This is a genomic window from Mesorhizobium sp. M0019 (genome assembly GCF_040323975.1).
Classification (GTDB): Bacteria; Pseudomonadota; Alphaproteobacteria; order Rhizobiales; family Rhizobiaceae; genus Mesorhizobium.
Window position 1 is genome coordinate 91585 of sequence record NZ_JAMYVK010000008.1, and the last position, 21274, is coordinate 112858.

General features: G+C 62.7%; 24 protein-coding genes. 6 read left to right on the plus strand and 18 right to left on the minus strand.

Features of this window, described 5'->3' with window-relative positions; translation table 11 throughout:
• Positions 1 to 30: 30 nt before the first annotated feature.
• The 9 genes from NKK47_RS08690 to NKK47_RS08730 form a co-directional block, all read right to left on the minus strand.
• Positions 31 to 1137 (minus strand): ABC transporter substrate-binding protein, encoded by a 1107-nt coding sequence (locus NKK47_RS08690; RefSeq protein ID WP_352576162.1) that lies wholly within the window; start codon positions 1135 to 1137, stop codon positions 31 to 33.
• 242 nt (positions 1138 to 1379) lie between these two features.
• Positions 1380 to 2552 carry an iron-containing alcohol dehydrogenase gene (locus NKK47_RS08695; protein ID WP_352576164.1) on the minus strand — a complete coding sequence of 391 codons (1173 nt, stop codon included), beginning with the start codon at positions 2550 to 2552 and terminating at the stop codon, positions 1380 to 1382.
• 35 nt (positions 2553 to 2587) lie between these two features.
• Positions 2588 to 3082 (minus strand): DUF2569 domain-containing protein, encoded by a 495-nt coding sequence (locus NKK47_RS08700; RefSeq protein WP_352576166.1) that lies wholly within the window; start codon positions 3080 to 3082, stop codon positions 2588 to 2590.
• A 42-nt stretch (positions 3083 to 3124) separates the two neighbouring features.
• Entirely contained in the window at positions 3125 to 4561 is a 1437-nt protein-coding gene (locus tag NKK47_RS08705; protein WP_352576168.1) for an aldehyde dehydrogenase family protein, read from the minus strand.
• A complete protein-coding gene (locus tag NKK47_RS08710; RefSeq protein WP_352506370.1) occupies positions 4524 to 4949 on the minus strand; it encodes a type II toxin-antitoxin system VapC family toxin in 426 nt (141 codons plus the stop codon). Before NKK47_RS08710 ends, NKK47_RS08705 begins: the two co-directional genes overlap by 38 nt.
• Positions 4933 to 5331: a helix-turn-helix domain-containing protein gene (locus NKK47_RS08715; protein WP_352576170.1), complete on the minus strand. Its 399-nt coding sequence runs from the start codon at positions 5329 to 5331 to the stop codon at positions 4933 to 4935. Before NKK47_RS08715 ends, NKK47_RS08710 begins: the two co-directional genes overlap by 17 nt.
• 111 nt (positions 5332 to 5442) lie before the next feature.
• Entirely contained in the window at positions 5443 to 6813 is a 1371-nt protein-coding gene (locus tag NKK47_RS08720) for a glutamine synthetase family protein (RefSeq protein ID WP_352568172.1), read from the minus strand.
• 100 nt (positions 6814 to 6913) lie between these two features.
• Positions 6914 to 8476 (minus strand): amino acid permease, encoded by a 1563-nt coding sequence (locus NKK47_RS08725; RefSeq protein WP_352568173.1) that lies wholly within the window; start codon positions 8474 to 8476, stop codon positions 6914 to 6916.
• Between the two features lie 22 nt (positions 8477 to 8498).
• Positions 8499 to 9323 (minus strand): N-formylglutamate amidohydrolase, encoded by an 825-nt coding sequence (locus NKK47_RS08730; protein WP_352448256.1) that lies wholly within the window; start codon positions 9321 to 9323, stop codon positions 8499 to 8501.
• A gap of 146 nt (positions 9324 to 9469) precedes the next feature.
• On the opposite strand from NKK47_RS08730, the gene NKK47_RS08735 reads away from it, so the two are divergent.
• The 3 genes from NKK47_RS08735 (at position 9470) to NKK47_RS08745 (ending at position 12152) form a co-directional block, all read left to right on the plus strand.
• The gene (locus tag NKK47_RS08735) at positions 9470 to 10297 is read left to right on the plus strand and encodes a MurR/RpiR family transcriptional regulator (RefSeq protein ID WP_352576172.1); all 828 of its coding nucleotides are present in this window, start codon (positions 9470 to 9472) and stop codon (positions 10295 to 10297) included.
• Between the two features lie 505 nt (positions 10298 to 10802).
• The gene (locus tag NKK47_RS08740) at positions 10803 to 11618 is read left to right on the plus strand and encodes an SDR family oxidoreductase (protein WP_352576174.1); all 816 of its coding nucleotides are present in this window, start codon (positions 10803 to 10805) and stop codon (positions 11616 to 11618) included.
• 39 nt (positions 11619 to 11657) lie between these two features.
• A complete protein-coding gene (locus tag NKK47_RS08745; protein ID WP_031211357.1) occupies positions 11658 to 12152 on the plus strand; it encodes a MaoC family dehydratase in 495 nt (164 codons plus the stop codon).
• Between the two features lie 41 nt (positions 12153 to 12193).
• Here the strand turns inward: NKK47_RS08745 and NKK47_RS08750 are convergent, their stop codons facing one another.
• Both NKK47_RS08750 and NKK47_RS08755 read right to left on the minus strand, forming a co-directional pair.
• Complete coding sequence (locus NKK47_RS08750) at positions 12194 to 12583, minus strand: hypothetical protein (RefSeq protein ID WP_352576176.1); 390 nt, start codon at positions 12581 to 12583, stop codon at positions 12194 to 12196.
• A 99-nt stretch (positions 12584 to 12682) separates the two neighbouring features.
• Positions 12683 to 12814: a hypothetical protein gene (locus tag NKK47_RS08755; RefSeq protein ID WP_352576178.1), complete on the minus strand. Its 132-nt coding sequence runs from the start codon at positions 12812 to 12814 to the stop codon at positions 12683 to 12685.
• Between the two features lie 83 nt (positions 12815 to 12897).
• Here NKK47_RS08755 and NKK47_RS08760 point away from each other — a divergent pair, with 83 nt between their 5' ends.
• Together NKK47_RS08760 and NKK47_RS08765 are read left to right on the plus strand one after the other, a co-directional pair.
• The gene (locus NKK47_RS08760; RefSeq protein WP_023675343.1) at positions 12898 to 13539 is read left to right on the plus strand and encodes a TetR/AcrR family transcriptional regulator; all 642 of its coding nucleotides are present in this window, start codon (positions 12898 to 12900) and stop codon (positions 13537 to 13539) included.
• 190 nt (positions 13540 to 13729) lie between these two features.
• Positions 13730 to 13969: a DUF680 domain-containing protein gene (locus tag NKK47_RS08765; RefSeq protein ID WP_352448260.1), complete on the plus strand. Its 240-nt coding sequence runs from the start codon at positions 13730 to 13732 to the stop codon at positions 13967 to 13969.
• 103 nt (positions 13970 to 14072) lie between these two features.
• Here the strand turns inward: NKK47_RS08765 and NKK47_RS08770 are convergent, their stop codons facing one another.
• The 6 genes from NKK47_RS08770 to NKK47_RS08795 are packed head-to-tail and all read right to left on the minus strand — an operon-like array spanning position 14073 to position 19889.
• Positions 14073 to 14297, minus strand: a complete 225-nt coding sequence (locus NKK47_RS08770; protein ID WP_023675341.1) for a hypothetical protein — start codon at positions 14295 to 14297, stop codon at positions 14073 to 14075.
• Between the two features lie 53 nt (positions 14298 to 14350).
• Complete coding sequence (locus NKK47_RS08775; RefSeq protein ID WP_352576180.1) at positions 14351 to 14929, minus strand: sarcosine oxidase subunit gamma; 579 nt, start codon at positions 14927 to 14929, stop codon at positions 14351 to 14353.
• Entirely contained in the window at positions 14922 to 17912 is a 2991-nt protein-coding gene (locus NKK47_RS08780) for a sarcosine oxidase subunit alpha (protein ID WP_352576182.1), read from the minus strand. The genes NKK47_RS08775 and NKK47_RS08780 overlap by 8 nt, the downstream gene beginning before the upstream one ends.
• Positions 17909 to 18205 (minus strand): sarcosine oxidase subunit delta, encoded by a 297-nt coding sequence (locus NKK47_RS08785; RefSeq protein ID WP_292519105.1) that lies wholly within the window; start codon positions 18203 to 18205, stop codon positions 17909 to 17911. Before NKK47_RS08785 ends, NKK47_RS08780 begins: the two co-directional genes overlap by 4 nt.
• Before the next feature lie 8 nt (positions 18206 to 18213).
• Positions 18214 to 18636 carry a hypothetical protein gene (locus NKK47_RS08790; protein ID WP_023675337.1) on the minus strand — a complete coding sequence of 141 codons (423 nt, stop codon included), beginning with the start codon at positions 18634 to 18636 and terminating at the stop codon, positions 18214 to 18216.
• Entirely contained in the window at positions 18636 to 19889 is a 1254-nt protein-coding gene (locus NKK47_RS08795) for a sarcosine oxidase subunit beta (protein ID WP_352568178.1), read from the minus strand. Before NKK47_RS08795 ends, NKK47_RS08790 begins: the two co-directional genes overlap by 1 nt.
• 200 nt (positions 19890 to 20089) lie before the next feature.
• Here NKK47_RS08795 and NKK47_RS08800 point away from each other — a divergent pair, with 200 nt between their 5' ends.
• On the plus strand, positions 20090 to 20464 hold the full coding sequence (locus NKK47_RS08800; RefSeq protein WP_352576184.1) for a YrdB family protein: 375 nt from the start codon (positions 20090 to 20092) through the stop codon (positions 20462 to 20464).
• 48 nt (positions 20465 to 20512) lie between these two features.
• On the opposite strand, the gene NKK47_RS08805 is transcribed toward NKK47_RS08800, so the two are convergent.
• Positions 20513 to 21253: a hypothetical protein gene (locus NKK47_RS08805; protein WP_352576186.1), complete on the minus strand. Its 741-nt coding sequence runs from the start codon at positions 21251 to 21253 to the stop codon at positions 20513 to 20515.
• Between the last annotated feature and the right edge of the window lie 21 nt (positions 21254 to 21274).

The following is a 21274-nucleotide window of genomic DNA, read 5'->3' on the forward strand; positions in this document are numbered from 1 at the left end:
CGATCTAAGCCGCCCGGCTGATCTCAAGTCTTACTTGACGTTGGCGCCGACGACGGCATCCCAGTTCTTGGTGATGGCTTCCTTGGCCTTGCCCTGCTCGTCGAGCGTCGGGAACACCGCGGCTGCATAGGACTCGGCCGGCGGCAGCTTGGCCATCACGTCAGCCGGGAGCTTGCCATTCTTGGCGAGGTCGTTGAAGCGGATCGGGTGACAATAGCCCTTCAGCCAGCCGATCTGGCCTTCGTCGGAATAGAGATATTCCAGCCATAGCTTGGCAGCATTCGGGTGCGGCGCGTAGGCACTAATCGCCTGAACATAGACGCCGGCGACGACACCGGTCTTCGGCACGACGACGTCGACCGGCGGATTGCCCTTCAGCGTATCACGGCCGGCAAGCGCGTTATAATCCCAGGTCACCAGGATTGGCGTCTGGCCTTGGGCAAGCGTCGCGGGCTTGCCGATGACCGGCACGAAATTGCCGGCGGCGTTGAGCTTCTTGAAGAAGTCGAGACCAGCCGTGCCGGCGGCTTCGCCGGCAGCCGCACCGCCGGAAAGGCCGGCGGCATAGACTGCCTGGATGGCCTGGTTCGAAGCACGCGGGTCACCGGCGAGCGCCACGGTATTGGCCAATTCCGGCTTCAGCAAGTCGGCCCAGTCGGCCGGCGCTTCCTTGACCAGGTCCTTGTTCACCAGAAACGAAAGCACGCCGTAGTAGTCGCCGGTCCAAAAGCCTTCGGCATCCTTGGCGCTGTCCGGGATCGAGTCCCAGGTTGACACTTTATAAGCCTGGATCAGGCCATCCTTCTTTGCGGTCGGGCCGAAGCTCAGGCCGACGTCGATGACGTCGGGCGCTTGCGGGCCCTTGTTGTCCTTGTTGGCCTTGATCGCCTCGACCTCGTCGCCGGAGCCGGCATCGGGGTTGAGTTCGTTGATGGTGATTTCCGGATATTTCGCCTTGAAGCCGTCGATGACCGCGCCGTAGCCGCACCAGTCATGGGGCAGCGCGATGGTGGTGAGCTGGCCTTCAGCCTTGGCTGCGGCGACCAGTTCATCCATGGACTGGGCCGACGAGATGGCAGAAGTCGCCATCAGGGCGACGGCCGAAAGGGAAAGCAGTTTTCCCGTGAATTTGAACATGTGTTCTCTCCGTTGAACTGACGCCGTTGGACGCCTGCGATGCGGTATCGTTTTCGTGTGACAGCCAGATGAAAGCTTTGTGAAAGCGATGCCCCGCAGTACGAAAAAGTAAACTCTTTTTAACCGGCTGTAGCAATCGCTTCGCGATTCTTTTTCCGGCTAACTAGTTTCGATCTTGCCTTTCATCTTTCCCCCTTTCCTTTGCCTCTTTTCCTAACTCGATTTCCGATGCGAAAATTGTCTCAGACGGCGCCGGCGATGGCGTTTTCGAGCAGCGTCAGCGCCGCCTTCTTGGTCAGCTTGACGGGGTTGCCGCCGGCGGTCGGGTCGACCACCGCCATGTCGGCAATCAGGCCCTTGCGCTTCTTGTCCATGTCGAGGCCCTTGATCAGGCCGGGCAGCGCGTGCGGCACCTTGAGCTCCTTGCGCAGCTTGACAACAGCCTTGGCAAAACCGTCGAAGCCGCCCTTGATGCCGCAATAGGCGGCGAGCCGGGCTATGCGCGGCTCGATCGCCTCTCGGTTGAAGGCCAGCACGTAGGGCATGAACACGGCGTTGGTCATGCCATGGTGGGTGTCGTAGAGCGCGCCGATCGGATGCGACAGCGAATGAATCGCTCCAAGCCCTTTCTGGAAGGCGGCCGCTCCCATGGCGGCGGCGCTCATCATGTTGGCGCGGGCGACCAGATCCTTGCCGTTGGCATAGGCTTTCGGCAGGTTTTCGAAGACCAGCCTTATGCCTTCCACGGCGATGCCGTCGGCCATCGGGTGATAGCCCGGCGCGCAATAGGCTTCGAGACAGTGAGCGAGCGCATCCATGCCGGTGCCGGCGGTGATGAAGCCAGGCATGCCGACCGACAGCTCCGGATCGGCGATGACGATCGCCGGCAAGAGTTTGGGATGGAAGATAACCTTTTTGGTGTGGGTCGCCTCATTGGTGATGACGCCGGCGCGACCGACCTCCGAGCCGGTGCCGGCCGTGGTCGGCACGGCGATGATCGGCGCGATCGCATCGGCATCGGCGCGTGTCCACCAGTCGCCGACGTCCTCGAAATCCCAGACCGGCCGTGTCTGCCCGGCCTGGAAGGCGATGAGCTTGCCGAGATCGAGCGCCGAGCCGCCGCCAAAGGCAATGACGCCGTCATGCTTGCCCTTCTTGAACACGGCAATGCCGGCGGTCAGGTTGGAATCCACCGGGTTCGGCTTGACCTCGGAAAACACGCCATACGGCACCTTGGCGTCGTCGAGGATCTTCAGCGTCGAGGCCACCACCGGCAGCCTGGCCAGTCCCGGATCGGTGACGAACAGCGGCCGCTTGATGCCGGTCGCCGCCAGCACCTCCGGCAGCTCCTTGATGCGTCCGGCGCCGAAGCGGACGGTCGTCGGGTAATTCCATTTGGAAACGAGTTTTGTCATTTCGACCTTCTTGACTGCTTTCGTGCTCTTGGATGTCATTCGTTCACAAAGGTGTTGGCCACACGTTCCGACCGCATCATGTACGGAACCCAGATGACTGCGGCCCATATCGAGCGCGAAATTCCGCCCACGGTGTCTGCGTCGTACGCGTCGGCCAATTCTGGAACGGCGGTGGAAAAAGCCAGATGCACAGCCCATGGATCGAGAACGGCATATACCGGCATCGCGAATGCCCAAATCATGTACCAGCCGGGGAATATCTGCCAGCGCTTGAACATGAAGAACAATAATAGGGCCGGGGCCGATAGGTTTAGTATGCCGAATATCAACAATTCGGCAAGAATCCGCACACCTTGGGACAAACTGAAGGCCTGCCAGTTCTGTAACATGCCGAGATAGTCGGTATTGTGCAGTTGTACCAACCCCAGTATCGGCGTGAGCATCAACCCGAGCATCGGCAGGACAAGCCATCCGCCGATACCCTCGGGACCCTCACGATCTGGCAAAGCCGATTGTTGTGTATCCGCCATTACTCCCCCTCAACAGCGATCGCATGCTTGTCGATCGCCACCTTAGATCACCTCGCGCAGATGGTATGATCTCGGCCTGGTCAGATTATCGTAGCCGATGGCCGACAGTGCCGCGCCCTTGCCGGTGTCCTTGACGCCGGTCCAGACCAGCGCCGGATCGAGATAGTCGCAGCGGTTCATGAACACCGTGCCGGTCTCGACACGATCGCCGATCGCCGCCGCATGCTCAATGTCGCGCGTCCAGATCGAGGCCGTCAGCCCATAGGGGCTGTCGTTCATCAGCGCGATCGCTTCCTCGTCGTTGCGCACCTTCACGATGCCGACGATCGGGCCAAAGCTTTCCTCTCGCATGACGCTCATCTGGTGGTCGACCTGGGTCAGCACTTCCGGCGCCAGATAAGGCGAACCCTGCCTGTCGTTGGCCACCTTCATATTGATGTGCGCCCTGGCGCCCTTGCGCAACGCCTCGGCCTTCTGCTCGCGGATCAGGTCGGCGAAGCGCGCCTGCGCCATCGGCCCCATGGTGGTCGCCTGGTCGAGCGGATTGCCGACGACGTAGTTCCTGGTCTCGGCAATGAAGCCCTCGACGAATTCATCGTAGACCTTCTCGTGGACATAGACGCGTTCGATGCCGCAGCAGCACTGGCCGGAATTGTAGAAGGCGCCGTCGACCAGATTGGCAACGGCATGGTCCATCTTTGCGTCCGGCAGCACATAGGCCGGATCCTTGCCGCCGAGTTCGAGGCCGAGCGTCATGAAGGTGCCCGCCGCCGCCTTCTCGATGGCGCGGCCGCCGGCGACCGAGCCGGTGAAGTTGACATGGTCGATCTTGCCGGAGCCGAGCAGCCTTTCAGTCTGCGCGTGGTTCAGGACGAGGTTCTGGAACAGGCCCTTGGGCAGGCCGGCCTTATCAAACGCCTGCTGAAACCGCTCGCCGACCAACAATGTCTGTGCCGCATGCTTGAGGATGACGGCGCTGCCCGCCATCAGCGCCGGGACTATGGTGTTGACCGCAGTGAGATAGGGATAGTTCCACGGCGCGATCACCATGACCACGCCGAGCGGCACCTTCTTCACATAACGGCGAAAGCCGTCCTTCGGGTTGGAGGCCATCACCGGCTTCAGGGCCGCCTCGGCGATCTCGACCATGTAGCTGACGCGTTCCCTGACGCCGCCGAACTCGCCGCCATAGCGCACCGGCCGGCCCATCTGCCAGGCGATCTCCGGCACGATCTCGCCGGTCATGGCGACCAGCGCTTCCAGCATGGCAGGCATGTATTTGCCGCGCTCGACGACCGGCGTCTCAGCCCACTTCTCCTGCGCCGCCTTGGCACGTTCGACCGCGGCACCGATCGCCTGGTCGGTGGCAAGAGGCCGTTCGGCATAGATCGAACCGTCGACGGGGGATTTTATCTTCACGGTTTCCAAAGAGGTCTCCAAATCAACAAGGCACTGTTTTGACGAAGCCGGCCGCGCCATAGGCAAGGATTGCGCGATCGCGGGTGATGATCTCGAGGTTTTTCGAGCGCGCCGTGGCTATGATGATCCGATCCGTTGGATCGTTGTGAACGACGCCGGGCAGGAACGAAGACTCGACCAAAAGCTCACTGTCGATCCCCTCGACGCTCGCTGCCCCGGTCTGCACGAACCGTTCGAACCATGCGAGCGGTGACTTGATGAATGGCAACCGGCCCTTGGCTACAAGCATGCCGATTTCCCAGGCGGACATCACGGAAACGGCGATCACGCTGCCATTTTTGCGTGCGCTGGTCACCTTCTCGACCGCAGCCCTCGTGACCGGCTGCTCCGTTGACAGCCACAGCATGAAGCATGTGTCGAGCAGAACCCCCTCACTCGTCATAGACATTGCCCCAATCCGGATCGGCGGGCGCGGTATAGTCGACGTCCGGAAGCAGGGTGAGCGTCCCGGCCATGCATCCAAACAACGGATCGGCACCCCGAGGCGGCACGATGTACTCTTCCTTCTTGTTGCCGTTCATGTCGTCCACGAAATCCACTTGCCCCTCCTTGAAACCAGACCGGCGATCAGGCTCCGGTGGCCTCGCCGCATCATTGGAACTTCCGAGGTGCACCAATATCTCGCTTTCCTGCCGGTCGAGAATTTCAGCAATCTTGCGTATCTCGTCGACCTGCATACGCCGCTCACCGTTCAGTGTCCGCGACAAGGCGCTGTAGTGTATGTTCATGCGGCCGGCCATGCTGCGTACCGTGAGCTTGCGCTCCTTCATTCGACTCATGAACCACGCCTTGTCGACATGGGCTCTACCTTTGGGCAAACGCTGCCTCCTGCGTGTTGCTGGTGCGATAACCGCAACAATATTGCGTAAAGCGCAACGCCGTCAATACCGCTCGAACCCCCTGTGCAGTTCCCAGTCCGTAATCCGGCGGTCGTACTCGAACTGTTCCCAGTGTGCCGTGTGGACATAATGTTCCAGCACATCGTCGCCGAGCGCCTGCCTCAGCATTTTCGATTCCGCCAGCGTCGCGGTGGCGTCGCGCAATGTCTTTGGAATTTCAGGCAGCTGCGAGGCCTGGTAGGCATCACCGACGAAGGGCTTCTGCAGTTCAAGCTTTTCATCGATGCCGGCAAGCCCGGCCGCGATCAGCGCGGCGAAAGCCAGATAGGGGTTCAAATCGGCGCCGCCGACGCGGCATTCCATGCGGATGCCCTTGGTGCCCTCGCCGCAAAGACGGAAGCCGGCAGTGCGGTTGTCTTCGCTCCACATGATCTTGGTCGGCGCGAAGGTGCCGGCCTGGAAGCGCTTGTAGGAGTTGATGTAGGGCGCCAGGAACCAGGTGAATTCCTTGGCATATTTGAGCTGGCCGGCCGCCCATTGCTGGCCGAGCGTCGACAGCGTCCACTCGGCATTCTTATCGTAGAACAGCGGCGTCTTGCCGTCGGCGCTCCACAGCGAATTATGGATGTGGCTGGAATTGCCGGCCAGCCCGTAATTGTACTTGGCCATGAACGAGATCGCCTTGCCTTCGGACTCGGCGATTTCCTTGGCGCCGTTCTTCAGGATGACGTGGCGGTCGGCCATGTCGAGCGCCTCGGCGTAGCGGACATTGATCTCTTCCTGGCCTGGCCCCCACTCGCCCTTCGAATTCTCGATCGGGATGCCGGCCGCCTCCATCTCGTTGCGCAGCCGGCGCATGACGCCTTCTTCCTTGGTGGTGATGCCGATCTGGTAGTCGCCGATGTAGGGCGATGCCGTCTCGAGGCCCTGCCAGTGCTTCTTGCGGGCGGAATCGTAGGTCTCGCTGAACAGATAGAATTCGAGCTCGGAAGCGAAATAGCCGATATAGCCGCGTTCCTGCAGCCGCTTGACCTGCTTCTTCAGCATGGCGCGCGGCGAATGCGCCAGATCGTCATGGGTATGGTGGTCGAGCACGTCGCAGATCACCAGCGCCGTCTTCTCCAGCCACGGAACGCGCCGCAGCGTCGCAAGGTCCGGCTTCATGACGAAATCGCCGTAGCCTTTCGACCAGCTCGCCGCCTTGTAGCCGGGCACCGGTTCCATATCGATGTCTGCGGCCAACAGATAGTTGCAGCCATGCGTCTCGTCATGCGCGGAATCGACGAAATACCGGGCCAGGAACCGCTTTCCCGCGAGCCGCCCCTGCATATCGACGATGCAGGCCAGCACCGTGTCGACCTCGCCGCTGGAGACCGCTTGCTTCAACTGATCGAACGAGAAATTTCCGGCCATTCCTTTGGCACTCCAGCGCTTGTCGTTTCGGGCTTGTCACTTTGAAAAGGAAACGAAAACCACGGCCGGCGCGAATACCGGCCATGGTCATGAGAGGGCGTCAGGCGCCGGCTTCGCCTATGGCTACCTCGGCTGCCTTGATTGCCGCCTGGCGCTTTGCGATCTGGTCGCCAATGGGCGGACCCTGGAAGCGGCGGTTCTCGAAACCGAACCAAAGCACCGCGGTCAGCACAATGAAGCCCAGGGTGATATAGAGCACTTTGTCGTTCGGCGGCTGGATGGCGATGTAGAAGATGATCGCCATGCCGATGACCGACAGGATGCAAAACAGCTTGAACAGGCCGGCGCCGAGGTTCCATGGGCCGGGGTTCGGCCATTTTTCCGTTCCGAAAGCCATCATGCCGAGCACGATCGGAATGATGAAGGACAGAAACAGGAACACCAATGTCGAATTGACGACGATGGTATAGATGTTCGTGCCGCCGACCGAGATGAACTGGGCAAGAAAGACATAGATGACCTCGAGCACAGCAGCCGTCCAAATCGCATTGACCGGCGTGCGCCAGGTCGGGCTGACCTTGGCTAGCGAGGCCGAGCCGACCGGCATGCCGCCGTCACGCGAGAAGGCGAAAAGCATGCGCGAGGCAGAGGTGACCGTTGCCAGACCGCAGAGGAACTGCGCGATCAGGATGCCCAGATAGAGCAGTGTCTTCAGCCACGCCGGCAAGATCGCGTCCATCGTGGCGAAGAACACGCTCCAGCCCTGCTTGGCGCCGGCCGCCAGATCCGGAATCGCCAGTACGATCGCGCACAGCATCACCCAGCCGATCAGCGACGACCAGACTACGGACGAAACGATTGCCCGCGGAACCGAGTGCGCCGCCCTCAACGTTTCTTCCGAAGTATGCGCCGACGCGTCATAGCCAGTGATGGTGTAAACCGGCAGTAGCAGGCAGAGCAGGAAGAGATACGTCATGGAATCGGACTGCGGGAAAACACCGCCGCCCGCGTCGCCCGAATAGTTCGTGAACGTCCACAGCCGCGTAATGTCGATCGCTGGAGCAAACATCAGGCAGGCGACGATCAGCACGGCTGTCGTTGCCAGGATCAGGAAGCCGGAGGCGTCCGTCAACATAGCCGTCAATTTGATGCCGAAATGATTGAGCAGCGCCTGCAACACGGTGATGAACGCGACAAACCCGACGATCTCACCAGGCGTGCCGGTCATGCCGAAGGCTCCGCCGAAAGTGCCGACGAAGAAGAAAGCAGTACCGATGTTGATGGCGCCGAGCACGGTGATCAGGCCGAGCAGATTGAGCCATGCGGTGAGCCAGCCAGTGAAACGGTTCCCTAGGATGGATGCCCAGTGATAGAGGCCGCCGGCGGTCGGAAATGCAGAGGCGATCTGGGCCATGGCGAGCGCGAAAAATCCCGAAACCATGCACCCGACGATCCAGCCGATGCCAGCGCCGGCGCCACCGATGGACGACGTCGCTTGCGCGAAGGAATTGATGCCGCCTGAGAGGATGCAGATGATCGAGAACGAGATCGCGAAATTCGAGAAGCGGCTCATGCTTCGCGACAGTTCCTGAGCATAGCCCATTCCGTGGAGAACTTTCAGGTCCTCCTTCTTGTCAACTTCGCTGTAACCCGGTGCTACCATTTTAAAGTCCCCTTTTGGTTTCTTAGCTGGCCGATTGAACTGACTTTCCGACTGCGCTTGGTCTGGAGGCCTTGGCCGCTTCGGGCTCCAGATTGAGAAAAATACCGGTGAGCAGATCCGCCCATTTCCGCTGCCCGGCCGCGCCGGCGATCTCGTCGTTGCGGATTTCAATCATTGCGCAGGGCAGCCCGCGCGAGCGCGCATGGCGTTCCAGCGTGAAATAGACCCGGTCGGCCGGCGAATAGGGTTCGTTGACGCCGACGCTGACGCCGGCAAGCCGCTTCAGTGTCGCGATCAGCGGCGCCGCCAGCCGGCGATCCTCGTCGTGGATGATGCCGATGTGCCAGGGCCGGCTTTTGCCTTTGTAGAGCGGCGTGAAGGAATGGATCGAGACCAGCCTGGTCTCCCGCCCGGCCGCCAGGCGCTCGTCGATGACCGTTGCGATCCGCTCGTGAAACGGTCGCCACGCCAGCGCGATGCGCGCCTCCCGCTGGTCGGCCGAAAGTCCCTGGTTGGCCGGGACCACGGTTTTTTCGCTGGCGCTGACCGTCACTATCAGGTCCGGCGCGTCGAGCGGGCGGTTGCAGTCGATGATGAGCCGCGAGATGCAGGTCTCGACCAGCGTCGCATCGAGCGCCTCGGCCATGCGGCGCGCCACCGGCAAGGCGCCGGGATCCCAGGCGATGTGGCGGGAAAGATCCTCGGCGGCAAGGCCGAGCGTTCCGAATTCCGGTGGCAGGAAATTGGAGGCGTGGTCGCAGGTCAGCACGAAGGGGCTCGATCCGCCGGGGTTCGTCACCCTTACGGTTTCAGGCGATGCAAGGCTGGCGGGCCGTGCTGTCTCCATTGTCTGCTGTCCCCGGGGAGCGCTGTATCGTATGTTACGTATTTTGCCTCATTGCGTCCCTGCGGATGATTTCATACAGTTTGGCCGGCTTTGTCAAACGCGATTTCGATAATGCGCTAACGGCACGGCCAGGGTGGGGAAAAAGCATGGTTTCGAGCATTGCCGAACTGATCTCCGACCGCATCGGCACCATGCCGGCCGGCGAGCGGCGCGCAGCGCAAGCGCTGATCGCCAGCTATCCGCTGATCGGGCTGAAGACGGTCGCCGAATTCTCGGCTACGGCCGGCGTATCATCGCCGACGATCCTGCGTTTCGTCGCCCGGCTCGGCTTTCAGAACTATCCGGAATTCCAGTCGGCGCTGCAAGACGAACTGGCGGCGCAATTGCAGTCGCCGGCGTCACGGACACTCAATTCCCCGTCGCCGGGCAGCAGCGCCGTGTCGCCGATGCTGGAGGCGACGCTCGACAATATGCGCGAGACATTCCGGCATCTCTCTGACAAGCAGCTTGCCGACATCGTCGCCAAGCTGGCCGACCGGCGCGGCAAGACATTCCTGATCGGTGGCCGCTTCACCGACCCGCTGGCGCGCTACATGGCGGCCCACCTTGCTATCATCAAACCCAACGTCTTCCATCTCGCCGGCCAGGAAAGCGTCTGGCGCGACCGGCTGATCGACATGGGCAAGCGCGACGTGCTGGTGATCTTCGACATCAGGCGCTACCAGGATAGCCTGGTCCGTTTCGCCGAGACCGCCAACCAGCGCGGCGTGCAGATCGTGCTGTTTACCGACCAGTGGCTGTCGCCGATCGCCCGCTTCGCCCGCCACGTCATTGCCGGGCGCACCGCCGTGCCTTCGGCCTGGGACTCATCCGCCGCACTTTTCGTCGTTGCCGAAGCGCTGATCGGCGCGGTCACAAGGCAGCTCGAAGCCGACGGCGCCAAACGCATCCGCGAACTGGAAAGCCTGCGGTAGAGCCCCTCCGGAAAGGGACGCATTTCGCTTCGGTCTAGTCCACTAAAAAACTGATCATCTGCAGAATCAGGATCAGCAAAAAGACGCCAAATACAGTCGCAAAAACCGCTGCCAGCAGGACGGTGCGTTGCTTCTTACCCATGGCTTTCCCCCCGAAAGCATAGTCCCCGTCCACGAATACGAATGTCAGTCCCGCCCCACTGCTCGGCCACCTCCCAACTCCTCAAGACCCGCCTGCGGCTGGGGCGGAGGAGTAACGACGACTGGTTCACGCACGAAATGAACAGCTTACCAAGGTGCTCGCTAACGGGCACGGCCGCATCATTCATCCGACCCATGTCACGGCCGAATGACCACCTTGCATTTCGGGCTTAACCATTCAGCCGCTAAGCGTGCCCCACCCCAGCTACTTTACCCATGGCAAGCATGATCGAAGTTCGGCTAGCCTTGTCGACGTGAAGCCGCTTCCTTGAACCAAAGCGCGGTGAACTGCACGGAGGGTACGATGAGCTATCTGGACGAGCTGTTCTCAGTCGCCGGCAAGACGGCGCTGGTCACCGGCGCCGCGACCGGCATCGGCCGCATGGCGGCGACCGCTCTGGTCATGGCCGGCGCCTCGGTGATGATCGCCTCGCGCAAGAGCGAGGATTGCGTCAGGGTAGCGGGCGAGTTGAACGGCCTTGGCGCATCCGGCCGGGCGGAAGGTTTTGCCGGCGACGTCTCCAGCGAGGCCGGCATTGCGGCGCTTGTGGCCGAGGTCAGGGCGCGGACCGAGCGGCTGCATATTCTGGTCAACAATGCCGGCATCTCCTGGGGCGCGCCGCTGGAAAGCTTTCCCTACCATGCCTGGGCCAAGGTGTTCGGCGTCAACGTCACCGCGGTCTTCCACCTGACGCGCGAATTGCTGCCTCTGCTCGAGGCCGCCGCCAGCGATGCCGACCCGACCCGGGTGATCAACCTCGGATCGGTGATGGGCACGCAGCCTTTGGCCGAAGATGCCTACTCCTACTCGGCCTCGAAGGCCGCGGTTCACCACCTGACGCGCATCCTGGCAATCGAGTTCGCCGCCCGCCGCATCACCGTCAACGCCTTTGCGCCTGGCCCTTTCCAGAGCCGGATGACCGCCTTCGCCACCGGCACCGAGGACCAGGCAAGACATATCGGCAACCACGTTCCGATCGGCCGCATCGGCGCACCGGATGACATTGCCGGCGCAACGCTCTATTTGTGCAGCCGGGCCGGCAGCTATGTCACCGGCGCCATCCTGCCGATCGATGGCGGGCAGTCGGTGCAACACGGGCTGACATTGTTCAAGGAATGAGACGCACGCCATCCGGCGAGTGAAATGCCGGGGGTGAAGATGGAGGACATCAGCGTGGAACCGATCAGTCTCGATGTGCTTCTGGCCAACGTCGGCAAGGAAGTCGGCGTGTCGCCATGGCGGGTCGTCACCCAGCGCATGATCGACCAGTTCGCCGATGCCACCGACGACCATCAGTTCATCCATTGCGATCCGGAACGCGCCAGCCGCGAAACGCCGTTCGGCGGCACCATCGCGCATGGCTTCCTGTCGCTTTCGCTGTTGTCGGCGATGACCTTCGAAACCATGCCGCCGCTGGAAAACAGCAAGATGGGCGTCAATCACGGCTTCGATTCGCTGCGCTTCCTGGCGCCGGTGAAGACCGGCTCGCGCATCCGCACCCGTTTCGTGCTGGCCGACGTCAAGGTCAGGCCGTCGGGGTGGGTGCAGACGGCGCACGACGTGACGATCGAGATCGAGGGCTCGAAAAAACCGGCGCTGACCGCGCGCTGGCTGACGCTGACCCTGATCGAACGCCAGCCGGAAGCGGTCTGACTCTCGTCAGGCGGAGAAGCCCAAATCTATCTGTGCCAAATCTATTTAGCTTCGGCCGCGACGTACTTCATGTGGCGGCTGACCTGCAGCGCAATGTAGACGACCAGTGAACAACCGATTGGGAACACGATCTCGTTGAGGCCGGTTGCGATCGCCTGTGGCATTGCGAGAGCAGCGTCATTTGCCGCGGCCGTCTCGATGGTCAGCACCGTGGTGCCGCCGCCGAATACCGCGCCTATCAGGGCGCCTGCCAGCGCGAAATGGAGCGGACGCGGTTCTTCCTTCGATGCCAGCGACGCCAGTGCCCAGCCGAGCAGCCCGTATTCGATCGCCCGCAGCACACCGAGCGTCGTGAGCGACAGGATGGCCGGCTTTGCCGCCGCGTCCAGCGCGCTGACCATAACCTTTTGCGTCCCTTTGGCGATGCCCATCGCCAGTGGCTCCGAAATCGCACCGATCAGGCCACCGAGCGAGCCTCGCACCTTGGTGAGCGCCGTGCCGAGGCTGACGCCGGCGCAGACGAAGAACGACTAGGTCACGCCTTGCGCCAGTTCGATCAGAAACTGCGTCGTCGCGGGGTTGGCACCTGCCGCAAATCTGACGGTCAGAATGAGAGCTTCCATGGCGAAGCCGAGCGCGATCGCCAGCCATGCGACAGTCAAGCTTCTGCTTCGTGCCACCCTTGCCCGACGCCGTACAGCGTATATATGCTGCATCCAGCCATCAGTCATAAGGCAGTAGAAAGTTGCAGCTAAGCGTCCAGGAGCGCCGCGAAAAACAAAAGGCTGAACTGCGTTCCGAACTTGTCGACGCCGCGCACAAGCTTGTCCAGGAAGAAGGCTATGACGGCCTCACCATCCGCAAGCTCGCCAAGCGCGTTGGCTATGCGCCGATGTCGGTCTATTCCTATTTCGCCGACAAGCAGGACATCCTGTTCGCGCTGGCCGAGGATGCCTTCGAGACCTTGGCCAGGCGCATCGCAAATCATACGGCCGACGACCCGATCGAGGCGCTCAAGGCGGTGCTTGTCGAATACGCCGCCTTTGGACTGGAAAATCCCAACGAATACCGCACCGTCTTCATGACCGAAAAAGTCAGGCCGCCAGCCGGAAAGACCTTCGCCGAAATGGAGAGCGGCAACCCGGCGATGAAAGTGCTGATCGCGAGGGTCGAAGCCTGCGTTGCCGCCGGCAGGCTCAAAGGCGATCCACGCGCCATCGCCACCATGCTGTGGGCGGTCGGCCACGGCGCCATCTCGCTGCTGATCACCTTCCCGTTCTACCCGTTCGGCGACCAGACGACGTTCATCACACGGATCGGCGACATCATGCTCGAAGCCATCGCCGCGCATGAGATTGCGCCGCTCACGCCGCCGGTCAACTGCTGAAGAGCGGCGCTCCTCCCGATCTGCAGGATCTTCTCCGAACGATCCGCGCCCCGGCGCCGAGCGTTCTGCAATTCCTGCGCTCAATTTCTCCGTACATGTACGATTTTGCTTGAACTCCATAAGTCTTGGGCGTATCTGTACGCAATGCCGTACATGTACGAATCCAATAACTGGAAACCGGAGACCGACGATGAAGAAGGCAATCCTCACGCTCGCCGCCCTGCTGGCGCTCTCTGGCGCCGCATTTGCCGGCAGCAATCAGTCAGGCAAGCAAGAAGTGACCTGCATCGATACCAAGACCGGTGCGAAGCTTGATTGCGCGCCGACCGGATCGCTTGAAAAGGCGGACGCCGCGGCCCACAAGGCCGGCAGCAAGGGCCCGAGGCTCGGCATCGGCATCGACCCGTGGATCGTGCCAAGCAGCTTCTGAGCCGATCGGGCGACAATACGCGGTGAGGAAACGAAAGGGCGGCAGCAATTTCCGGCCGCCCATCGTGCCGGCCTCAGCCCTGCTTTTTGTCACCCCGCGCAGATCACTTCTTGCGCTTCTGTCCCACCACGCTTTTGGGCTTGCCGGGTCTTGCCGGTGCGCCGGGAATGGCCGTTCCGGTGATCGACACCGGATCGCTGGCCGGGAATGTATCCTCGAGGCCTTCCTCGAGTTCCTCTTCGATATCCGTCCCAGTGCGCTGCTCGTCTTCGAAAGAGCGCACGGCCGGCGTCTTGACCGGCGACTTCGGCGCGGAGTTCGGCGGCATTTGCATTCTCCCTCGGCTCGCTGTCGCAGAACGGTCGGGCGCGGCGAACATGCCTATGCTGCCGCGTCGCGCGCTGCCTCCGACAGAAAAGTAAAGACATAATCGGAAAAGGAACGCCAGCATTCGACGCGGAACGCGTCGACCGCCGTGCGCAACAGCACGATTTCGACCTTGCCGAGAATGGTACGCGACGCCGCCCCGACCGGAAAGGCGTCGAGCGACAGATCCTGCGGGCAGCCGGCATTGATCGTCGCCGCGGCAGCCGGACCGGTAACCGATATGGCGACGTTGCGGTGCGAGATGCCGACCGCCGAATGCAGTACGGAAATGCTGGCGCAGTCGGCGAGCGGATCTTTTCCGCTCTCGTCGATGACCAGCCATTCGTCCGGCCCGAGCCACAAGGCCGTGCGTCCGGCCTTTGCCGCCGAGGTTTTCGGCCTTTGCGGCAGGACGACGCCGAGCGCTTTCGAAAGAGCCGCAATCGAGGCTTCCGGCGCGCGCAGCGATATGCGCTCGGCCGGCGGCAGCACGGCAAGTGTAACGCCGGCGGCGGAAAGCGACTGGCCGGCGAGAGCCGGACGGCGTTCGACTGAGGGTCCGGCGGCGTCGGTTTTCAAAGCGGCCTTAGCCATTGAGGCGCTCCCCCTTCTCGTCGAAGAACACCATGCCGGTGACCTCCACCTCGATCACCCCGTTCGGCATCGGCACATAGAGCGTCTCGCCCGTGTGATCGCGGCCGCCGGCGACCAGCCCCAGCGCGATCGAGCGGCCGCAATTTTGCGACCAATAGCTCGAGGTGACATGGCCAATCTTCATCGGGATTGCCTGCTTCGGGTCCGCGACGATCTGCGCGCCCTCCTCCAGCACCACCTTGGGATCCCTGGTCTTCAGGCCGACAAGCTGCTTGCGGCCCTTGGCGACCAGATCCGGCCGCGCCATGCCGCGAATGCCGACGAAGTCGGTCTTCTTCTTGCCGACCGCCCAGTCGAGCCCGGCGTCGTCCGGCGTCACCGTGCCGTCGGTATCCTGGCCGACGATGATGTAGCCCTTTTCAGCGCGCAGCACATGCATGGACTCGGTGCCGTAGGCACAGGCTCCGTGCTTCTGGCCCTCGGCCCATAGCGCTTCCCAGACCGCCTCGCCATAATCGGCCGGCACGTTGACCTCGAAGCCGCGCTCACCGCTGAACGACATGCGAAACAGCCTTGTCGGCACGCCGCAGATCCGGCCTTCGCGCACCGACATGTGCGGCAGCGCCTCATCCGACATGTCGATGCCCTCGACCAGCGGCGCAATGATGTCGCGAGACTTGGGTCCCTGCACGGCAATCACCGCCCACTGCTCGGTGATCGAGGTCAGCCAGACGTGGAGATGCGGGAACTCGGTCTGGAGATAGTCTTCCATATGGTTCATGACGCGCGGCGCGCCGCCGGTCGTCGTCGTCACATGGAAACGGTCGGGTGCAAGCCTGCCGACGACACCGTCGTCATAGATGAAGCCGTCCTCGCGCAGCATGATGCCGTAACGGCAGCGGCCGGGCTCGAGCTTCTCCCATGGATTGGTGTAGAGCAGTTCCATGAATTTGGCCGCATCCGGCCCGACCACCTCGATCTTGCCCAGCGTCGAGGCGTCGAACAGGCCGGCTGTCTTGCGCACCGTGACGCACTCACGATCGACGGCGGCATGTATGTCCTCGCCCGGCTTCGGGAAATACCAGGCGCGCTTCCATTGGCCGACATCCTCGAATACAGCGCCCTGGCGCTCGGCCCAGGGATGGATCGCCGTCTTGCGGGTCGGGTCGAACAGCGGACCTCGCGCGTGCCCGACGATCGAGCCGAATGTCACCGGCGTATAGGGCGCGCGGAACGTCGTCAGCCCGACCTGCGGGATCGGCTTGCCCAACGTCTCGGCGGCAATCGCCAGGCCGTGCATGTTGGAGGTCTTGCCCTGGTCGGTCGCCATGCCATTGGTGGTGAAGCGCTTGACGTGCTCGATCGAGCGCATGCCCTCATGCACTGCCTGGCGGATGTCCTTGGCGGTGACGTCGTTCTGGAAGTCGACAAAGGCCTTGACCGTCGTATCCGATCCGGCACCGGGTGCTGCACCCAGCATGCCGCGCGACCAGCTCTCGCCGGCGTCGACCTTCGGCTTGGTGCCCTTGGCCGGTCTGCTGCCGGCGTCCTTGGCCGCCTTGGCGCCCGCTGCATAGGCCTCGTCGATCGTCGCCGACAGCCCGTCGGTACCGTTGCAGGCGCCGACCGAGACGCAGTCCTGCGCATAAATTCCGGGCACGAAGCGCTTGGTCTCGTCATTGAAGGCGACCTTGCCGCGCGATTGCGAGAACAGATGCACCGATGGCGTCCAGCCGGCCGACATCAGAATCGCGTCAACCGGGATGGTGCGCTCGCCGCCGCCATTCTTCGGCTGCACAGTCATCGACGACACCCGCAATTTGCCGCCGGCGCGGATCACCGCGCGGCCGAAATTGACCTCGATGCCGAGCGCCCTCGCCTCGTCGATCGCCGGCCCGGTCGGGTTGTCGCGCAGGTCGACGATCGCCGCTATGTTGATGCCGGCCTTTTTCAGGTCGATCGCCGCCGCATAGGCGGAATCGTTCGCCGTATAGACGCCGACATTCCTGCCGACGGCGACGCCGTAATGGTTGAGATAGGTGCGCGCCGCCGACGCCAGCATGATGCCCGGCCGGTCGTTGTCGGCAAACACCATGTGGCGCTCGATGGCGCCGGTCGCCAGCACCACGCGTTTGGCGCGAATCTGCCACAGCCGCTCGCGCGGCAGGTCGCGGCCGGGGTTCTGCAGATGGTCGCTGACGCGCTCGACCAGGCCGACGAAATTCTGCGCGTAATAGCCGAAGGCCGTGGTACGCGGCAGCACGCGGACATTGTCCATCGCGCTCAACTTGGCGAGAGCCGATTGCGCCCAGGCAAAACCGTCCTGGCCGTCGATCCGGGCACCGCTCTCGAAGCGCAGACTGCCGCCGAATTCCGCCTGCTCGTCGGCAAGGATAACGCGCGCGCCGGTCTCGGCCGCGGCCAATGCCGCGGCGATGCCCGCGGCACCGCCGCCAAGCACCAGCACCTCGCAATGGGCGAAGCGCGCCGAATAGTGGTCGGGATCCGGCTGGTCAGGAGCGACGCCGAGACCGGCGGCGGCGCGGATCTTGGGCTCGTAGAGGTTTTTCCACGCGGCCTTCGGCCACATGAAGGTCTTGTAGTAGAAGCCGGCCGAAAGCATCGGCGAGGCAATACTGCTGACGGCACCGATGTCGAAAGCGAGCGACGGCCAGCGGTTCTGCGACTGTGCGGTCAATCCGTCATAGAGTTCCTGCACCGGGGCACGCACGTTCGGCGTCTTGCGTGCCGCGTCGCGCTTGATCTCGACCAGCGCGTTCGGCTCTTCGGCGCCGGCCGACAGAAAACCGCGCGGCCGGTGGTACTTGAACGAGCGGCCGACGAGATGGACGCCGTTTGCAAGCAGCGCCGAGGCCAACGTATCGCCCTCGATGCCGGTATAGGGGCGGCCGTCGAAGCTGAAGCCAGCTATCTTTGCCTGTTTGAGCCGCCCGGCGCCGGCAATGCGGAACGTGGCGCTCATTTGGCGGCTCCCGGCAGCTTGGTGGGCTTCGGTTCGCCGGCCTTGTAAGTCATCAGGAACCTGTCGCTGACGGTGTCGCGCACGGCATTGAAGAACCGCGCACAGCCATGCATGTGCCGCCAGCGCTCATAGATGATCCCCTTGGGATTGGAGCGGATGAAAAAGAACTTTTCAAAATCGTCGTCGCTCTCGCCGGCGATGTTTGGGGATCGCGCGATATGCGCCTCGCCGGCGTTGCGGAATTCGAGCTCCGGACGCTCTTCCTCGCAATAGGGGCAGCGGATGAGAAGCATGGTTGGTCCTACAGTTCGCCGTGGCCGACGCGAGCGCCGGCAGGTTGGTCGCAAAGCCTCTGGCCCATCGTCACGAAGGGCGCCACCAGCCGGATGCGCTCCTCGATGCTGGCTACCGGGCGGAAAAGGTCGCGATACGCCATATTGCCGACCGAAAGCGTCATCGGTTCGGTCGTCACGATGACGTAGCGCCGCTCGAATTTTTCGCCTTCCTCGAGATCGGCTGGCCGGTTCTCCATAAAGGTGACCACTCTCTGACCGGCGCTCCAGGCGCAGGCGAGTACACCCTCGTCGACGGAAAACGGCCAATCCGCTTCATTGCCGGCGCGGCTGATGGGCTGCAGGCGCACCTCCTCTGGCGTGGGGATATGGAACAGGCCTTGCTCGCCGGCGAGCATCAGCGGCATGGCGACGGCCATCTCGGTCATCATCAGTGCGCCACCGCCGCCGCCGCCGCCTCGTCGATGAGGCGGCCGGTGCGGAAGCGCTCGATGGTGAAGGGCGCGTTGATCGGGTGCGGATCGTCCCTGGCGATCGTATGGGCAAAGACATGGCCCGAACCCGGCGTCGCCTTGAAGCCGCCTGTGCCCCAGCCGCAATTGACATAGAGGCCGGGCACCGGCGTCTTGGCCAGGATCGGCGAACGGTCCGGCGTCACATCGACGATGCCGCCCCATGAGCGCAGCATCTTCATGCGCGTGAAGATCGGGAACATCTCGCAGATGGCGTCCAGCGTATGCTGCAAAATGTGCAGCCCGCCGGTCTGCGAATAGGAGACATACTGGTCGGTGCCGGCGCCGATGACGAGCTCGCCCTTGTCGGATTGCGAGATATAGGCATGCACGGTGTTCGACATCACCACGCAAGGCACCACCGGCTTGACCGGCTCCGACACCAGCGCCTGCAGCGGATAGCTTTCCAGCGGCATGCGCACGCCGGCCATGTTCATGATCACCGATGAGTGCCCGGCGGCAACCACGCCGACCTTCCTGGCGCCGATGAAGCCGCGCGTCGTCTCGACGCCGGTGACCGCGCCGTTCGGCGCCCGTTTGACGCCGGTGACCTCGCAATTCTGGATGATGTGGACGCCGCGCGCCGAGGCGCCGCGCGCATAGCCCCAGGCAACCGCATCGTGACGCGCCGTGCCGCCGCGGCGCTGCAGGGAGGCGCCCATCACCGGATAGCGCGCACCGGGCGAAATGTTGAGCGGCGGGCAGAATTCCTTGGCCTGCTCCGGCGTCAGCCATTCATTGTCGATGCCGTTCAGCCGGTTGGCATGGACGTGGCGTTTCAGCACCTGGATGTCGTGGATGTTGTGGGCGAGCATCATGACGCCGCGCGGCGAATACATGACGTTGTAGTTGAGCTCCTGGCTGAGCCCGTCCCACAGCTTCAGCGCATGGTCGTAGATGCCGGCGCTCTCGTCGTAGAGATAGTTCGAGCGGATGATGGTGGTGTTGCGCCCGGTATTGCCGCCGCCGAGCCAGCCTTTTTCCAATACCGCAACATTGGTGATGCCGTGCACGGTGGCGAGATAATAGGCGGTGGCCAGGCCGTGGCCGCCGGCGCCGACGATGATGACGTCGTACTCCTTCTTCGGCTCCGGCGAGGACCACTGTTCCTCCCAACCCTTATGGCCGCGCATGGCCTCGCGGGCGATGGCGAATACCGAGTATTTCTTCAACGTCGCAGGCCTCGCAAATGGCGGCCGGGCAGATCAGCCAGCCCCGGCGCGCGAGCTTGTATCACTAGCGAAACCGTGCTGCCAGCCTTGCACTGTTTGCGACGGCGCTTGCCGTTTTGCGCCGTGGCGAAAAAGCCGCATCCGGGCAGGTTGATGCAATTGCCTTCCACCGCTATCCGTCGCCTGACGATCGGAGGATTATGGCGGTGGGTAACGTCTGGTGGAATCTGACATTGCGCTTCTTGCTGGAGCTCGCCGCTTTGCTCGGCCTCGGCATGGCGGGCTGGAGCCTCTCAGCGGGCATGTGGCGCTGGATCCTTGCCGTGGCATTGCCGTTCGTTGCCGCCGCGCTCTGGGGAATCTTCGCGGTGCCGAACGATCCGAGCCGCTCGGGGCGGGCGCCGGTTCCGGTGCCGGGCGGTTTGCGGCTGGTGCTCGAACTCGTCATCCTGTTCGGCGGCGCTGCCGGATTCCACCTGGCCGGTTACACGACAGCCGGCATAGCCGTCGCCATGCTGATCGCCGTCAGCTACGCATTTTCGCTCGATCGGCTCGGCTGGCTACTTAGGCAATAGTCGCCTTGCCCCTGTTTGCGACGGCGCTTGCCGGTTTGCGCCGTGCTTTCAACGGTCGCTGTTCTGAGCTCCGCCTTTTGACGGGTCAGCCGGAGCACGCTTCAGGATGGACGGCCCAATCGCATAGGTCGCCCGCAAATAACCTTTGCGGCAATCGGCAGCGATTTGACGAATTTCCGCATCGTCCGACTGCTCCGCCATGGCCACGAAGCGCTCGACGATCACCTCGCGCGGCCTGATAGCCACTGCCGCAGCAAAGCGCCGCAACACCGCATCCGGATTCGCGAGCAACCGTGGCAGGTCCTTGGCACTCGGCATGATATAGTGACCATAAGCATTGACCAGTGTCGTGAAAGCCGAGTCCGGGCGAAGCGCGGCAGCATTTTCCACCGCAAGCCTTAGCTGCCAGCGCTCTGCAAAGCAGATGAACTGGACGACTCTCCACCGAACGCCGGCATGTCCGTCATCCAGCCGCAGCATCACGCGGCCGAGGATGGCGCCGTCCGCAGGGGTCGTGCACCCTAGAAGCGCCTCGATCGCGTCGAACCGGATGCCCGAAGATTCGCTGTCGAGCAGATCGGCGATCTCCGCGACGACGCAATTCATCTTGTAGCTAATTTTGGAACCGGCTTCCGCCGTCAAAAAGACGGCGGCGGGCTGTGTATGAAGGTTGCCGGACGTCAGCAGCGGCCGGAGGTTTTCTAACGGAAAGCCTTTGCCAAATGCCGATTGAAGAGCGAACGTCAACTCGCTGTCGCCCTCGAAGCCGGGGGCCAACAACTTGCTCATTATGTCTTGGGGGTCATTGGA

What these genes read in the sequence shown, in the direction of transcription:
- NKK47_RS08780 (WP_352576182.1), bottom strand. Translation starts at nt 17,912, where the DNA reads ATGAGCGCCACGTTCCGCATTGCCGGCGCCGGGCGGCTCAAACAGGCA.
- NKK47_RS08725 (WP_352568173.1), bottom strand. Translation starts at nt 8,476, where the DNA reads ATGGTAGCACCGGGTTACAGCGAAGTTGACAAGAAGGAGGACCTGAAA.
- NKK47_RS08785 (WP_292519105.1), bottom strand. Translation starts at nt 18,205, where the DNA reads ATGCTTCTCATCCGCTGCCCCTATTGCGAGGAAGAGCGTCCGGAGCTC.
- NKK47_RS08710 (WP_352506370.1), bottom strand. Translation starts at nt 4,949, where the DNA reads ATGTCTATGACGAGTGAGGGGGTTCTGCTCGACACATGCTTCATGCTG.
- NKK47_RS08750 (WP_352576176.1), bottom strand. Translation starts at nt 12,583, where the DNA reads ATGGGCATCGCCAAAGGGACGCAAAAGGTTATGGTCAGCGCGCTGGAC.
- NKK47_RS08770 (WP_023675341.1), bottom strand. Translation starts at nt 14,297, where the DNA reads ATGCCGCCGAACTCCGCGCCGAAGTCGCCGGTCAAGACGCCGGCCGTG.
- NKK47_RS08705 (WP_352576168.1), bottom strand. Translation starts at nt 4,561, where the DNA reads ATGGCGCGGCCGGCTTCGTCAAAACAGTGCCTTGTTGATTTGGAGACC.
- NKK47_RS08695 (WP_352576164.1), bottom strand. Translation starts at nt 2,552, where the DNA reads ATGACAAAACTCGTTTCCAAATGGAATTACCCGACGACCGTCCGCTTC.
- NKK47_RS08805 (WP_352576186.1), bottom strand. Translation starts at nt 21,253, where the DNA reads ATGAGCAAGTTGTTGGCCCCCGGCTTCGAGGGCGACAGCGAGTTGACG.
- NKK47_RS08735 (WP_352576172.1), top strand. Translation starts at nt 9,470, where the DNA reads ATGGTTTCGAGCATTGCCGAACTGATCTCCGACCGCATCGGCACCATG.
- NKK47_RS08720 (WP_352568172.1), bottom strand. Translation starts at nt 6,813, where the DNA reads ATGGCCGGAAATTTCTCGTTCGATCAGTTGAAGCAAGCGGTCTCCAGC.
- NKK47_RS08700 (WP_352576166.1), bottom strand. Translation starts at nt 3,082, where the DNA reads ATGGCGGATACACAACAATCGGCTTTGCCAGATCGTGAGGGTCCCGAG.
- NKK47_RS08790 (WP_023675337.1), bottom strand. Translation starts at nt 18,636, where the DNA reads ATGATGACCGAGATGGCCGTCGCCATGCCGCTGATGCTCGCCGGCGAG.
- NKK47_RS08775 (WP_352576180.1), bottom strand. Translation starts at nt 14,929, where the DNA reads ATGGCTAAGGCCGCTTTGAAAACCGACGCCGCCGGACCCTCAGTCGAA.
- NKK47_RS08730 (WP_352448256.1), bottom strand. Translation starts at nt 9,323, where the DNA reads ATGGAGACAGCACGGCCCGCCAGCCTTGCATCGCCTGAAACCGTAAGG.
- NKK47_RS08690 (WP_352576162.1), bottom strand. Translation starts at nt 1,137, where the DNA reads ATGTTCAAATTCACGGGAAAACTGCTTTCCCTTTCGGCCGTCGCCCTG.
- NKK47_RS08800 (WP_352576184.1), top strand. Translation starts at nt 20,090, where the DNA reads ATGGCGGTGGGTAACGTCTGGTGGAATCTGACATTGCGCTTCTTGCTG.
- NKK47_RS08745 (WP_031211357.1), top strand. Translation starts at nt 11,658, where the DNA reads ATGGAGGACATCAGCGTGGAACCGATCAGTCTCGATGTGCTTCTGGCC.
- NKK47_RS08765 (WP_352448260.1), top strand. Translation starts at nt 13,730, where the DNA reads ATGAAGAAGGCAATCCTCACGCTCGCCGCCCTGCTGGCGCTCTCTGGC.
- NKK47_RS08715 (WP_352576170.1), bottom strand. Translation starts at nt 5,331, where the DNA reads ATGAAGGAGCGCAAGCTCACGGTACGCAGCATGGCCGGCCGCATGAAC.
- NKK47_RS08740 (WP_352576174.1), top strand. Translation starts at nt 10,803, where the DNA reads ATGAGCTATCTGGACGAGCTGTTCTCAGTCGCCGGCAAGACGGCGCTG.